13 protein-coding genes are annotated in these 13,933 nt (G+C 71.2%); 3 read left to right on the plus strand and 10 right to left on the minus strand.

Annotated features, from left to right (window positions below; translation table 11 throughout):
• Positions 1 to 101 precede the first annotated feature (101 nt).
• The 4 genes from BLW84_RS04260 to hisD form a co-directional block, all read right to left on the minus strand.
• Positions 102 to 1,046 carry a YdcF family protein gene (locus BLW84_RS04260; RefSeq protein WP_177226270.1) on the minus strand — a complete coding sequence of 315 codons (945 nt, stop codon included), beginning with the start codon at positions 1,044 to 1,046 and terminating at the stop codon, positions 102 to 104.
• 441 nt (positions 1,047 to 1,487) lie between these two features.
• Positions 1,488 to 2,105, minus strand: coding sequence for an imidazoleglycerol-phosphate dehydratase HisB (gene hisB / locus BLW84_RS04265; RefSeq protein WP_093261495.1), 618 nt, complete (start codon positions 2,103 to 2,105; stop codon positions 1,488 to 1,490).
• Complete coding sequence (locus BLW84_RS04270; RefSeq protein WP_093261497.1) at positions 2,102 to 3,220, minus strand: histidinol-phosphate transaminase; 1,119 nt, start codon at positions 3,218 to 3,220, stop codon at positions 2,102 to 2,104. The genes hisB and BLW84_RS04270 overlap by 4 nt, the downstream gene beginning before the upstream one ends.
• Before the next feature lie 29 nt (positions 3,221 to 3,249).
• Positions 3,250 to 4,566 carry a histidinol dehydrogenase gene (gene hisD, locus BLW84_RS04275; protein WP_093261499.1) on the minus strand — a complete coding sequence of 439 codons (1,317 nt, stop codon included), beginning with the start codon at positions 4,564 to 4,566 and terminating at the stop codon, positions 3,250 to 3,252.
• Between the two features lie 205 nt (positions 4,567 to 4,771).
• Between hisD and BLW84_RS04280 the strand changes: the two genes are divergently transcribed.
• The 3 genes from BLW84_RS04280 to BLW84_RS04290 all read left to right on the plus strand — a co-directional run bounded on the left by BLW84_RS04280 (position 4,772) and on the right by BLW84_RS04290 (position 8,178).
• A complete protein-coding gene (locus BLW84_RS04280) occupies positions 4,772 to 6,043 on the plus strand; it encodes a M14 family metallopeptidase (protein WP_093261501.1) in 1,272 nt (423 codons plus the stop codon).
• 115 nt (positions 6,044 to 6,158) lie between these two features.
• Positions 6,159 to 6,842, plus strand: a complete 684-nt coding sequence (locus tag BLW84_RS04285) for a YqeB family protein (RefSeq protein ID WP_093261503.1) — start codon at positions 6,159 to 6,161, stop codon at positions 6,840 to 6,842.
• Between the two features lie 46 nt (positions 6,843 to 6,888).
• Entirely contained in the window at positions 6,889 to 8,178 is a 1,290-nt protein-coding gene (locus tag BLW84_RS04290) for a hemolysin family protein (RefSeq protein WP_093261505.1), read from the plus strand.
• Positions 8,179 to 8,572: 394 nt separating this feature from the next.
• Here the strand turns inward: BLW84_RS04290 and BLW84_RS47230 are convergent, their stop codons facing one another.
• From BLW84_RS47230 to BLW84_RS04315, 6 genes are all read right to left on the minus strand, one after another.
• Positions 8,573 to 8,731 (minus strand): hypothetical protein, encoded by a 159-nt coding sequence (locus BLW84_RS47230; RefSeq protein ID WP_177226271.1) that lies wholly within the window; start codon positions 8,729 to 8,731, stop codon positions 8,573 to 8,575.
• Between the two features lie 66 nt (positions 8,732 to 8,797).
• Positions 8,798 to 9,463, minus strand: a complete 666-nt coding sequence (locus tag BLW84_RS04295; protein WP_245760918.1) for an ABC transporter ATP-binding protein — start codon at positions 9,461 to 9,463, stop codon at positions 8,798 to 8,800.
• Positions 9,436 to 10,380: an ABC transporter ATP-binding protein gene (locus tag BLW84_RS04300; RefSeq protein ID WP_093261507.1), complete on the minus strand. Its 945-nt coding sequence runs from the start codon at positions 10,378 to 10,380 to the stop codon at positions 9,436 to 9,438. Before BLW84_RS04300 ends, BLW84_RS04295 begins: the two co-directional genes overlap by 28 nt.
• Positions 10,377 to 11,294 carry an ABC transporter permease gene (locus BLW84_RS04305; RefSeq protein WP_177226272.1) on the minus strand — a complete coding sequence of 306 codons (918 nt, stop codon included), beginning with the start codon at positions 11,292 to 11,294 and terminating at the stop codon, positions 10,377 to 10,379. Before BLW84_RS04305 ends, BLW84_RS04300 begins: the two co-directional genes overlap by 4 nt.
• A complete protein-coding gene (locus BLW84_RS04310; protein ID WP_093261508.1) occupies positions 11,287 to 12,261 on the minus strand; it encodes an ABC transporter permease in 975 nt (324 codons plus the stop codon). Before BLW84_RS04310 ends, BLW84_RS04305 begins: the two co-directional genes overlap by 8 nt.
• Positions 12,258 to 13,847, minus strand: coding sequence for an ABC transporter substrate-binding protein (locus BLW84_RS04315; RefSeq protein WP_093261510.1), 1,590 nt, complete (start codon positions 13,845 to 13,847; stop codon positions 12,258 to 12,260). Before BLW84_RS04315 ends, BLW84_RS04310 begins: the two co-directional genes overlap by 4 nt.
• Between the last annotated feature and the right edge of the window lie 86 nt (positions 13,848 to 13,933).

The raw sequence follows: 13,933 nt of genomic DNA on the forward strand, positions 1-13,933 counted from the left end.
CAACCCGCTCCTCGGCGCCGGATCTATGTGTCACCCTTCCCATTTCGGAGCGGCGCGCAGCGCTCACCGAAGCGCTCTCCGCGTTCGGGTGACTGCAGCCCTCAACGCTTGCCGTACTTCGCGAAGTCGTCCAGCTCGAACAGACCGGCCGCGCGCGCAGCCGTGACATAGGTGTAGCGACGCTCGCCCACCTGGCTTGATGGCTCGGGGACCTCCCCGCCACCGGCAGCATCGACCGTAATCGGCCAGTGATATCGGTCGGCAAGAGCCTTGAGCGTCGTCACGGCCCGTGGCAGGTGCTGGACGGTGCCAACGGCGAGGACGTTGTGCAGGTCGTACTGCTGGAAGGCGGCGACCATGCCCATCGCGTTGCCAACGGTGTCGCGAGCCTTGTCGTCCGTGATGATCCGCGCAGGGTCGACGCCCTGCCGGACCAGCCAGTCGCGCATCACGTCGGCCTCGGCGTACTGGGTGCGAACCGCGGCGCCGCTGACGACGATCCACGCTTTGGGGAAGCGGTCGGCCATCTCCTTCGCCTTCGTCAGTCGCGTGAGCAGGCCCGCGGACGGTGTGCCGTCCGGGTTCGGAGACTGCCCGAACACCGCGATCACGCCGGGGTCGGCGTCCTGGCGCGGCTCGGAGCTGTACACCGCGTACTGGTCGGCGTCGGTGTTCCCGATGAAGCGTTGAAGGTCGAGGGCCGCGGGCGGAGACTGCTTCTGCAGATGGGAAAGGCGACACCGCGCGTCGTCGCTGTTGCCCATGAAGTGCTGGACCAGCGCCGTGACAGCCAGTGTCTGGATGTCGTCGGGCCTGCGACGCAGAATTTGGTCGAGCTGGGACAGGGCTTCCGGGTACGCGCTGTTGACAAGGTAGGCGTCGGCCTGCAGGCGGTACACGTCGAGGTCGTCCGGGGTTGCCTTCTGCTGGGCGTCCAGTGACGTGTACATCTGGTTCCATTCCCAGCGCCGGTAGTTGACCACCTCGTCGGCCAACTGCGTGTCACGGGCGTAGGAACGCGCGTAGTCCGGCTGCATCCCGTCCATCGCTGCTCCTCGGCCGTCGGCTTTCGGCTTCGGCATCGGGAGCAGCGGGGACAATTCGATCTCGCAAGTGCTCGAGCTCGGGGGCATTGCGGTCGGTTCGGTGTTCTGCGGGGCAGCTTGGACGTTCGGCATCGCGCCGGCGATGAGGCCGGTAGCAAGGAGGCTGGAAGCGATAGCCGTCCGAAGCCGGGCACCGAGAGAAGAGGACATGTGCATTCCGTTCTGAGGGGCAGATCCGGACGGAGGCTAGTCATCCATCCAATCCGCGTAGGGCCCTCGAGCTGAACGTTGCATGATGTCCTGGTGGCTCCCCTTCGCCGCACTCAGCGACGCGGTCGACGCCGTCAACCGGGATCTGGTTATCCGATCGGTTTGAGCGCGAAGGGCGCCCTTGACCGGCTTGGCCGACCAAAGGCGCCCCTCGCTCGAAAAGACTCGCCCCTACAGGGCGCCCTTCGTGGACGGGACGACTCCCGTGAAGCGGGGGTCCGGCTCCACCGCCGCGCGGAGGGCTCGGGCGATCGCCTTGTACTCGGCTTCCGCGATGTGGTGCGGGTCGCGGCCGTGGATGACCCTGGTGTGCAGGTTGATCTGGGCGTGGAACGCCAGCGACTCGAACACGTGGCGGTTCAGGACGAACGGGTAGTTGCCGCCGATCGTGAAACCGTTGTACTGCTCCGGTTCGCCCGTCATCACGCAGTACGAGCGGCCCGAGACGTCCACCGCCGCGTGCGCGAGGGTTTCGTCCATCGGGATCCAGGCGTCGCCGAAGCGGCGGATGCCCTTCTTGTCGCCCAGCGCCTGGCGCAGCGCCTGGCCGAGCACGATCGCGGTGTCCTCCACCGTGTGGTGCGCGTCGATGTGGGTGTCGCCAGTCGACTTCACCTTGAGGTCGAAGGCCGCGTGGGTGCCCAGCGCCGTGAGCATGTGGTCGTAGAACGGCACTGTGGTGTCGATGTCGACCTGCCCCGTGCCGTCGAGGTCGAGTTCGACCAGCACCGAGGATTCCCTGGTGGTGCGTTCGACCCGGCCGATGCGGGTCCCGGGCTGGAATGTCACTTGCTGATCTCCTCGCTCACGACCTTGCTCGCCGCCAGGAAGGCGTCGTTCTCCTCCGGCGTGCCGATGGTGACCCGCAGGTGGCCGGGGATACCGACGTCGCGGATCAGCACGTCGGCGTCCAGGTAGCGCTGCCAGGCGCGGTGCGCGTCCGCGAACCGTCCGAAGAGGACGAAGTTGGCGTCGCTGGGCACCGGCGAGAAACCCTGCTCCCGCAACGCTTCCACGACCCGCTCGCGCTCGTCGATGAGCGCCTGCACCGAGCCGAGGGTGGCCTTGGCGTGCCGCAGGACGGCCCGCGCGGCGGCCTGGGTGACGACCGACAGGTGGTACGGCAGGCGCACCAGCAGCAGGGCGTCGATCATCGCCGGCGCGGCCGCCAGGTAGCCGAGCCGGCCACCGGCGAACGCGAACGCCTTGCTCATGGTGCGGCTGACGATCACCTTCGCCGGGTACTCGCGGATCAGCTCGATCGCGCTGGGCCGGCCGGAGAACTCGGCGTAGGCCTCGTCCACCACCACGATGCCGGGCGCGGCGGCGAGGACGGCGCGCAGGTCGTCCTGCGACACCGACTGCCCGGTGGGGTTGTTCGGGCTGGTCACGAACACCACGCCGGGCTGCTTCTCGGCGACGATGCGGGCGGCCTGCGCGCCGTCCAGGCTGAAGTCGTCGCGGCGCGGCGCCGGCACCCAGTCGGTGCGGGTGCCCGCGGACAGGATCGGGTGCATCGAGTACGACGGTTCGAAGCCGAGCGCGGTACGCCCCGGCCCGCCGAAGGCCTGCAAGATCTGCTGCAGGACCTCGTTGGAGCCGTTGGCCGCCCACACGTTCTCGGTCACCAGCGCGACGCCGGTGGCCTTGGTCAGGTAGGCGGCGAGGTCGGCACGCAGCGCCTTGGCGTCGCGGTCCGGGTAGCGGTGCAGCGCCGTGGCAGCCTCCTGCACCGCGGCGGTCACGTCGTCGACTAGTTCCTGCGGCGGCGGGTAGGGGTTCTCGTTGGTGTTGAGCCGAACCGAGACGTCCAGCTGCGGCGCGCCGTAGGGGCTGCGGCCGCGCAGATCGTCCCGCAACGGCAGGTCGGCCAGCGTCGTGTCGGCGCCGGGCACGTCACTCATGGGGTTCTACCTTCGGTTGTTCCGGGCGCTCAGCCGGGGAAGCGGGCGGTGACCGCCTGCCCGTGCGCGGGCAGGTCCTCGGCGTTGGCCAGCGCCACCACCTGGTCCGCGACGTCGCGGAGCGCCTGCTCGCTGTAGGCGATCACGTGGATGCCGCGCAAGAAGCTCTGCACGCTCAGGCCCGACGAGTGCCGCGCGCAGCCGCCGGTGGGCAGCACGTGGTTGGAGCCCGCGCAGTAGTCGCCCAGCGACACCGGCGCGTACGGGCCGACGAAGATCGCGCCCGCGTTGCGCACCCGCGCGGCCACCGCTTCGGCGTCCGCGGTCTGGATCTCCAGGTGCTCGGCGGCGTACGCGTCCACCACCCGGATCCCGTCCTCCACAGTGGACACCAGGATGCAGCCGGACTGCACGCCGGCCAGCGCGGTGCCGATCCGCTCGACGTGCTTGGTCTGCGCCACCTGGCGCTCCAGCTCGGCGTCGACCGCGTCGGCCAGCTCCTCCGAGGTGGTCACCAGCACGCTCGCCGCGAGCGTGTCGTGCTCGGCCTGGCTGATCAGGTCGGCGGCCACGTGCACCGGGTCGGCGGTGGAATCGGCGAGCACCGCGATCTCGGTCGGCCCAGCCTCCGAGTCGATGCCGATCAGGCTGCGCAGGTGCCGCTTCGCGGCGGTCACGTACACGTTGCCCGGCCCGGTCACCATGTCGACCGGCGTCAGCTCGGCGCCGTCGGTGTCGTGCCCGCCGTAGGCCAGCAGCGCCACCGCCTGCGCGCCGCCGACCGCCCAGACCTCTTCGACGCCGAGCAGCTGCGCGGCGGCCAGGATCGTCGGGTGCGGCAAGCCGCCGAACTCCGCCTGCGGCGGGCTGCACACCACCAGCGACTCCACCCCGGCGGCCTGCGCCGGGACGACGTTCATCACCACGCTGGACGGGTAGACCGCCAGCCCACCCGGCGCGTACAGGCCGACGCGGGCGACCGGCACCCAGCGCTCGGTGACCGTGCCGCCGGGCACGACCTGCGTGGTCGTGTCGGTGCGCCGCTGGTCGTCGTGGACCTTGCGGGCGCGGGCGATCGACTCCTCCAGCGCCGCGCGCACCGCCGGGTCGAGCTCGTCGAGGGCGCGCCGCAGCTCGTCGGCCGCGACCCTCACCCGTTCCGGTCGAACGGCGTCGAACTTCTCGGTGAATTCCAGGACGGCCGCCACCCCGCGGTCGCGGACCGCCTCGATCACCGGCCGGACCCGATGCAGCACGTGCTCGACGTCCATCTCGGCGCGCGGCAGCGTCGCGCGCAGCTCGACGGTGGACGGAACGCGACCGCGCAGGTCGGTACGGGTGAGCATGTGCGTCCTTCCAATACCCGGGGGCTACACCGACCAGGGTAATCGCCGCCGGGCCCCGCCGTCCCCGAACCCGGTCGCAGGTCACCTGGGACAAGCGCGGAATGGGAAAACGTCAACGGCAGACCATTGTTCGCCAGTGGCTTGCCAACATCGGGCAGCTCCTAGAACCTGCCAACATCACCATCAGTGATCGATCGGAGACCCGATGTTCAGCTCACGGCGCAAGGCAGTGACCGTGGCGGCAGCCGCGTGCCTGGTCCTGCTGGCCCCGATCCAGGCCAGCGTGTCCGCGGAGCCGACCGGGGCGACCGCCGCCCAGGACTTGGCCACCTACACCGTTCCCAACACCGACAGCAAGACGCGAACCGAGATCAACCGCACCGGCGCCCAGGTCATCGCGGTGTCCGGCGCGGTGGCCACTGTGGAGGCCACCCCGGCGCAGGCCGAGCAGCTGCGGGCGGCCGGTTTCGCGCTCAACGACGAGACCAAGGTCGCCGACGCGCTCAAGCGGATCAACCCGGCGCAGGCGCAGCAGGTGCCCGGCGACTTCCCGCCCGGGTACGAGGGCTACCACAACCTCGACGAGATGAACGCCGAGCTCGACACCGTGGTCAAGGACCACCCGGACATCGCGTCGAAGTCCAGCATCGGCAAGTCCTTCGAGGGCCGCGACATCCCGGTGCTGAAGATCAGCGACAACGTCGGCCAGGACGAGGACGAGCCGGAGGTGCTGTTCAACTGCAACCAGCACGCCCGCGAGCACCTCACCACCGAGATGTGCCTGCGCATCGCCAACCGGTTCACCGACGACTACGCCACCGACCAGGCCGTGAAGGACGCCGTCGACAACCGGGAGATCTGGATCATCCCGGTGGTCAACCCGGACGGCTCGTCCTACGACGTGGAATCCGGCCAGTTCCAGGGCTGGCGCAAGAACCGGCAGGACTCGGGCACCGACCTCAACCGCAACTGGGGTTACAAGTGGGGTTGCTGCGGCGGCTCCGACGACGACCCGAACGGCGAGACCTACCGGGGCACGGCCGAGTGGTCGGCGCCGGAGACCGCGGCGATGCGCGACTTCATCGACTCACGGGTGGTCGGCGGCGCCCAGCAGATCAAGGCCGCGATCGACTTCCACACCTACTCCGAGCTCGTCCTGTGGCCCTTCGGGCACACCAGCGACGACGTCACCGAGGACATGACGCAGGAGGAGTACGACCGGTTCGCGCGGGTCGGCGGCGAGATGGCCCAGGCCAACGGCTACACCCCGCAGCAGTCCAGCGACCTCTACGTCACCGACGGCGACAGCCTGGACTGGATGTGGGGCCAGCACAAGATCCTGGCCTACACCTTCGAGATGTACCCGGCCAACGGCGGCGGCATCGACGGGTTCTACCCGCCTGACGACGTGATCGAGAAGGAAACCGCCCGCAACGACTCGGCGGTGGACATCCTGATCCGCGAGGCAGGCGCCTGATCCAGCGAGAGGGGGAACGGGCCCGGGGCGCTGTGGCGCCCCGGGCCCTTCCATTTCGAAGGCGGCCACCGCCATGCAAGACGAGCCTGGAAACAGCCATTTGGATAATGGCGGTATGGGCGCCGAACCTGCCGCCACCACCGTGGCCGAGCACCGATTCATCCGGCACGGCTCGTGGCTCATCTGCCCGGTTCTGGGCGCGCTGCTGATCTGGCTGCTGCGGATGGCGGCGGGCTGGGTCGCCGGGCTGTCGTGGGCGCCGTTCCAGGGCGTTTTCGAGCTCGCCGCGTCGGTGCCCGATCCGTGGGGCACCGTCGGCGCAGTCGTCGTCGGCTTGATCATCGGGCTCGGCTTCGCCGGGCTGATGGCGCAGGAGCGGTTGACCGTCACCGTCGAGCCCGGGCGGGTGACGCTGGCCGTCGGCAGCTCGGCGCAGCACATCGCGCGCGACGAGATCGGCTCCGTGTTCCTCGACCGCAAGCACCTGGTGGTGCTGGACGGATCCGGCGCCGAGCAGGCCCAGCAACCGTCCGATTTGGACTGGACGAAGCTGCGCCGGGCGTTCGTCGAGCACGGCTACCCGTGGCGGGAGAAGGACCCGTTCGCCGGCCACTACGCGCTGTGGGTCGAGGACGCCCCGGAGCTGCCGCTGCGGATCAACGCGCTGATGGCGGCCCGCGAGCGCGCGCTGCGCAAGCGCGACGGCAAGGAAGCGGCGGTGCTGCGCACCGAGCTCGCCCAGCACGGAATCCTGGTGCGCGACGAGAAGAAGCGGCAGTTCTGGCGCGCCACCGGCTGAGCCGTTCTCCCCGGCTCTCGCCCGCCGCGGGTGGAACAATCGGAAGATGGACGGTGTCGTCTGGAACCTCGCGCTGGTGCTGCTGTTCGTGCTGTTCGGCGGCTACTTCGCGGCCGCCGAGATCGCGCTGGTGTCGCTGCGCGAGAGCCAGGTCCGCAAGCTCGCCGAACGCGACCGGCGCGGCGCGAAGGTGGCCAAGCTGCGCGGCGACTCCAACCGGTTCCTCTCCGCGGTGCAGATCGGCGTCACCTTCGCCGGGTTCTTCGCCTCCAGCTACGGCGGCGCGACGATCGCGGTGCGCCTGGAGCCGATGCTGGCCGGGTGGGGCCTGCCGATCGGCCTGGCCGCTTCGGTGGCCCTGGTGCTGGTGACGCTGTTCGTCTCGTACCTGTCGCTGGTGCTCGGCGAGCTCGCGCCCAAGCGGCTGGCTCTGCAGAAGTCCGAGGCCGTCGCGCTGTTCACCGCCGGCGTGCTGGACCGGCTCGCGACGCTGTTCCGGCCGCTGATCTGGTTCCTCTCGAAGTCCACCAACGCCGTGGTGCGGCTGATGGGCATCGATCCGCGCGCCGACGAGGACAAGGTCAGCGAGGAAGAACTGCGCGACATGGTGCGCACCAACGAGCAGTTGACCATCGAGGAGCGGCGGCTGCTCAGCGACGCGTTCCGGGCCACCGACCGGGTGCTCGGCGAGGTGATGGTGCCGCGCACCGAGGTCGACTTCCTGGACCGCACCACGCCGCTGCCGGAGGCGATCGCCGAGGTGGCCGGGAAGCCGCACTCGCGGTACCCGGTCATCCGGGACACCGCCGACGACGTCGTCGGGTTCATCCACGTCCGGGACCTGCTCGCCACGACGCACGGCGGCCACGAGGCGCGCACGGTCGGCGATCTGACCCGGCCGGTGACCGCGCTGCCGGCCAGCAAGCCGGTGCTGGCCGCGCTGTCGCAGATGCGGCGCCGCGGCGGGCACCTGGCCGTGGTGGTCGACGAGTACGGCGGGACCGCGGGCATCGTCACCGTCGAGGACCTCGTGGAGGAGGTCGTCGGGGAGATCTGGGACGAGTACGACCCCAGCGCCGCGCCGGTGCGGTCCAAGGGCGACGGGAGCTTCGAGGCCGACGGCCTGCTGCACCGCGCCGAGTTCGAGCAGCAGACCGGGATCGCGCTGCCCGAAGGCCCCTACGACACGGTGGCGGGCTTCGTGGTCAGCCGCCTCGGCCGCGTCCCGGCCGAAGGCGACACCGTGGACGCCCTGGGCCACCGCTTCACGGTCCGCGCGATGGACGGCCACCGCGTCTCACGGCTGCTGGTCACCAAGCTCCCCGAGGAGCAGTGATCCCGTGCCAGGGTCCGCAGTTTCAATTGAAACTGCGAACCTCCGGCGTGTCGGGCCACGACACGCCGGAGGCTGTGGACAACTTCCGCGATTTCAACGGAAATCGGACCTCTGATTTCCATTGAGGGTTTTTCATCCTGGTGAGCCCGCAGTCGCGGGTCGCAAAGCTGCACGTCGATGGGGTGTCGCATGCGCCGCAGGCGCATAGCCCACCTACGACACCTGCACCGCCGCGGGTTCTCAGAGGCTTCCTGGCGAGGACGGCCCCTCCGCCGTGTATCGGACATACATCAGGAGGGGCACCCACAGACCAGGGAGCCTCTGAGGTTCCGCCACCCGCACCGCCACGCAAACTGAGGTTGGAAAAACCTCATTGAAATCGCGGACATCCGGGTCAGGACAGCAGCAGGAAGAGGGATCCCACGACGATCCCGATGACCACCACGATCGCCGCGGTGATCATGAGCGCCCGCATCTTGGGACGGTCGTCGCGGACCTCGGTCTGGGACCGTTCCCGCCACTGCATGAAGGTCGTGCCTTCGCCCTCGCTCAACGTCGACTCCTAGGGTCCGTCGTCACTTGCCGAGCGGTCCCCCGCGACCGCGTTCGCCCCACCTTGTCACATCGACCCGCCGCCGAGGCGAACCACGTGCACCGCCCAATGCCCCAGCAGGTCCTCGTCGTGGCTGATCGCGAGCACCCCCGCGCCCTGCTCCTCGACGCGCCGGTTGACCACCCGCACCAGTGCCGCCGTGGTCGACGCGTCCAGCATCGCGGTCATCTCGTCGCAGATCAGGTACTGGGGCCGCAGCGCCAGCGCCCGCGCCAGGCAGGCGCGCTGCAGCTGGCCGTCGCTCACCTCGTGCGGCCGCCGCGACAGCAGCTCCGCGGTCAGCCCCACCTCGTCGGCCAGCTCGCCGACGTCGCCGTCGGCGCCGGTGGCGCGCAGCGGCTCGGCGATGATCTCGCGCAGCGTGAAGCGCGGATCCACGGCGGGCCGCGGATGCTGGAACACGATGCCGATCGCGGTCCGCTGCGCCCGCGGCGTCGCGTGCCGGAAGCCGGTGACCGGTTCGCCGTCGAGCGCCACCCGCCCGGACCACGGCTCGTGCAGCAGCCCGAGGACCCTGGCCAGCGTGGACTTCCCGCACCCGCTCGGCCCGGCCAGCCCGACCACCGCGCCGGCCGGGACGTCCAGGTCGACGCCGTCGAGCACCGGTTCGCCGCGCCGGTAGCCGGCGACCAGGCCGGTCGCGCTCAGCACGGCGGGTGCGCGGCGACCCACCGGTCGCCGAGTTCGAGCAGTTCCGGATCTCCCGTGCACGGCCCGAATCCGGGCACGTCCGGACAGCGTTGGCAGAACACGCAACCCCATTCCTGTTCGAGGCGGGCCAGTTCGGTGAGGGCCGGCGGATGACCCGGGATCGGCTGGAAGCCGCCGTCGGGCAGCGCGCCGAGCAGCCCAGCGGTGTACGGGTGCCAGGGCTCGGCGAGCACCTGCTCCGCGGGCCCCGCCTCGACGATCCGGCTGGCGTACATCACCGCGACGTCGGTGGCGACCCGGCGGGCGGCCGCGAGGTCGTGGGTGATCAGCAGCACCGCGCGGTCCTCGGCGGCGGCCTCGGCGAGCAGGTCCACGGTGCGGTGCACCAGCGGCCGGTCCAGCCCGGTGGTCGGCTCGTCGGCGAGGATGATCCGCGGGTCGCCGGCCAGCGCCAGCGCCACCGCGACCCGCTGCGCCATCCCGCCGGAGAGCTCGTGCGGGTACCGGTCCAGGTCGGCGGGGTCGAGCCCGACGCGCTCGGCGAGTTCGTCCGGCCCGGCCGCGCCGTCCAGCGCCCGGATCGCCTCGGCGAGCTGGCTGCGCGCGGTCCGCACCGGGGTCAGGTGGGTGCCCGCGGACTGCGGCACTAGGCCGACCTGCCGGCCGCGGACCTGCCCGGCCAGCACCGCTTCCGGCGCGGACAGCAGCTCGATGCCGCCGGCGAGCACGGCCTCGCCGCGCACCTGCGCGTTGCCGGGCAGCAGCCCCAGCAGCGCGGAGGCCAGCACCGACTTGCCGCAGCCGGACTCCCCGACCAGCGCGAGCACCCGGCCCGGCCGCAGCCGCAGCGTCGCATCGGTCACGGCTCGCACCTCGGTCCCGCGCCCCAGCAGGAACCGCACCGAGAGCCCGTCCAGTTCGAGCAGCGGTTCACTCACAGCGCCAACTCCGATCGCCGTCGCGGCACGACCCGGTCGCGCCAGGTCGCGGCCAGCCCGGACACCGCCAGCGTCGTGAGCACCAGCAGCACCGACGGGAACAGCACGATCCACCACGCGCCGAGCAGCACCGCTTCCCGGCCGTCGCCGAGGATGTTGCCGATGCTGGCCAGGTGCGGCGGCAGGCCGAGGCCGAGGAAGCTCAGCGCGGTTTCGTGCCACACGGCGTGCGGCACGAGCAGCACCGCCGACAGCGCGGCCTGCGGCACGATCGCGGGCAGCAGGTGCCGCCGCAGGATCCGCCACCGCGACGAGCCGCCCGCGATCGCCGCGTCGATGTGCGGTCGCTGCCGCAGCGACAGCACCTCCGAGCGCACGATGCGCGCCACCGTCGTCCAGTGGGTGAGGGCGATGGACAGGATCACCGCCACCAGGCTGCCCCGGTACAGCGCGACGATCACGATGCCCAGCAGCAGGTGCGGCACCGAGTTGACGGTGTCGACCAAGCGCATCAGCAGCCGGTCCGGCCAGCCGCCCGCACTGCCCGCGATGGCGCCTACCAGCGAACCGAGCACTGTGGACACCACGGCGCTGATCCCGGCCACCAGCAAGGAGATCCGCAGCCCCGCCAGCGACTGCACGAACAGGTCCCGGCCGCCGGAGTCGGTGCCGAACGGGTGCGCGGGGCTCGGCGCGAGCCGGATCGAGTCGTAGCGCACCGATTCGCTGCCGAACAGCGCGGGCACCACGATCGCGGCCAGCACCAGCAGCGCGAGGCCGCCCAGCGACGCCCAGAGCCGGGCCTTGGGCCGGGCGAGCCGGGACGTCCCGGCTCGCCCGCGCCCCGCGGCGCGCCACGGACCGGCCGATGTGGACGGACGGGCCGTTGTGCTGCGCACGGATTCGTCAGCCATCGGCGGCCACCCTCGGGTCGAGCACGATCGCGGCGATGTCGGCGAGCAGCGAGCCCAGCAGCACCGCCGCCGTGGCCACCAGTGTCAGGATCGCCAGCAGCGGGTAGTCGACGGCGGTCGCGGCGGTGACGACGGCCGCGGCCAGGCCCGGCCAGGAGAAGACCTCCTCGACCAGCACCGCCCCGGTGACCAGCTCCGGAACCCGCGCGCCGATCAGCGTGACGAACGGCAGCAGCGCGGTCGGCAGCGCATGCCGCAGCACGACGACGCGTTCCGCGAGGCCGCGCGCCCGCGCCCCGGTCACGTGGTCCTCGGACAGCGACGTCAGCATCGACTGCCGGACGTGCAGCACCAGCCACGGCGACTGCGAGATGCCCAGCACCAGCGCGGGCAGCGCCAGGTGCTTCGCAACCTGACCGAACGACACCGAGGTGCCCGCGTCGGTCAGGCCCGCCACCGGCAGCCAGCCCAGGCCCAGCGAGAACACCGCGATCGACAGCAGCGCCAGCACGAACGGCGGCACGCCTTCGAGCGCGTGGCCGATGGCGGTGACGAACCGGTCGACCCAGCCGCCCTGCCGCCACGCCGCGACGGTGCCCAGCACCAGCGCGATCACCACGGCCAGCGCGAGCCCGGTCGCGGCCAGCAGGATCGTCCACGGCAGCCGTTCCGCGACGACCTGCGCGACCGGCTGCCGGAACGACCGCGACACGCCGAGATCGCCGCCGAACACGCCGGTGGCCCACTGCCAGAACTGCACCAGCACGGGCTCGTCGAGCCCCAGCCGGGCCCGCACCGCGGCGACGTCGGCGGCGGACGCGCCGAAGATCTCCACGCCGTAGTACTGGTGGATGGGGTCGAACGGGGATGCGGCGGCGAGCAGGAAGATCCCGAACGCGACGATCACCAGCACCGGTACCGCGAACCCGATCCGCCGCAGCACCAGGCGGCCGATCGCGCGGCTCATGCCTGCGGTTTCCAGGCCTCGATGTTCCACCACGGGCCCCAGGTGGTCCCGTGCACGTGCGGCTCGACGGGCGGCTGGTAGCCGGACCACTTGCCGTCGCGCATCACGTAGCTGTGGTCGATGAACGCCAGGTACACCAGGCCCGGGTCAGCGACGTAGGCGCGCTGCGCCTGCTTGTAGAACTCCGCCCGCTTGGCCGGGTCGAGCTCCTGCCTGCCGCCGTCGAGCGCGGCGTCCACCTCGGCGTTGCGGTACTTGCCGGGGTTGTTGTACGTGCCGGTGCCGATGACCGAGGAGTGCAGGCCGGCGTAGGCCTGCGGGTCGGGGTCCATCGGGTTCCCGCCGCCGAGCACGATCCCGTCGGTGGCCAGCCGGGCGGGCACCGCCGAGCGGTCCACCCCGGCGAGCTCGACCTGAATACCGATCGCCTTGGCGTCCGAAGCGAACGCGCGGGCCAGGTCCTTGCGCAGGCTGTCGTCGGCGAAGTACATCACCGTGAACTCCGCGCGGACCCCGCCCCGTTCCCGGATGCCGTCGCCGCCGACGCGCCAGCCGGCGTCGTCGAGCAGCCGCGCGGCGCGCTGCGGGTCGAAGTCGAACCGGGCGGCGGGCTCGTAGTTCGCGCCCATCGACTCCGGGATCGGGGCGTAGGCGGGCTTCCCGTGCCCGCCCAGCAGTGCCTGGATCATGCCTTCGCGGTTGACCGCGAGGTTCAGCGCCTGCCGGACGGCGCGATCACCAGCGACCGGGTGCTCGTTGGGCAGCGCGATGGTGCGGTAGTCGGCGGTGCGGTGGTGCACCGTCCGGTAGCCGTCGCGGCCGACGCTCTCGGCCAGCACCGGCGGCAGCACGGTGCCGTCGAACTCGCCTGAGGACAGGCGCTGGGCGCGGGTGTTGTCGTCCTTGGCGAAGACGACGGTGACCTTGCCGATCGCGGGCGCGCCGCCCCAGTAGTCGGCGTTGGCCTCCCAGGTCATCTGGTCGCCCTGGCGCCACTCGACGAGCTTGTAGGGGCCGGTGCCGACCGGCTTCGTGTTCAGCGGCGAGCTCTCCTGCGGCTTGGGCCCGGCGAGTTGCTCGTTCGGCACGATGCCGAGCACCATCTTCGACGGCCAGGCGGCGTAGGGGATCTTCAGGTCGAACTGCACGGTGTGCGGGTCGAGCGCGCGGACGCCGGCGAGCATGTCGAAGTCCGACGAGACCGTCGAGGCGTAGGCCGGGTCGATCGCGGCCCGGTAGGTGGCGACGACGTCCTCGGCGTCGAAGGGCGTGCCGTCGTGGAAGCGGACGCCGTCGCGGAGCTTGACCGTCCAGGTCTTGGCGTCCGGCGTGGACTGCGGCGCCTCGCCGGCCAGCGCGGGGCGCAGCGCGGCCTGGCCGTCGAAGGCCAGCAGCCCGTCGTAGAACTTCGCGGCGCCTTCCACGCCGTAGCCCAGCAGCGGGTTCAGGCTCTCCGGCTCGAAGCCGTCGGCGAGCAGCATCGACCCGGGGTCGCCGGTGCCCGGCGCGGAGGGCGCGGCGCAACCGGCCCCGAGCAGGCCCAGGGCGACCGGAACGGCGACGAAAAAGGCACGACGATTCAGCACTCTTGAACAATAAGTGCTGTTGCAAGTAGTTCTCAATAACCTGAGATCTTGCTCGCCGGGACGGCGTACCGAAACCCCCGGGGCGG

Source organism: Saccharopolyspora shandongensis (assembly GCF_900106995.1).
In the GTDB taxonomy this organism is placed as follows: Bacteria; Actinomycetota; Actinomycetes; order Mycobacteriales; family Pseudonocardiaceae; genus Saccharopolyspora; species Saccharopolyspora shandongensis.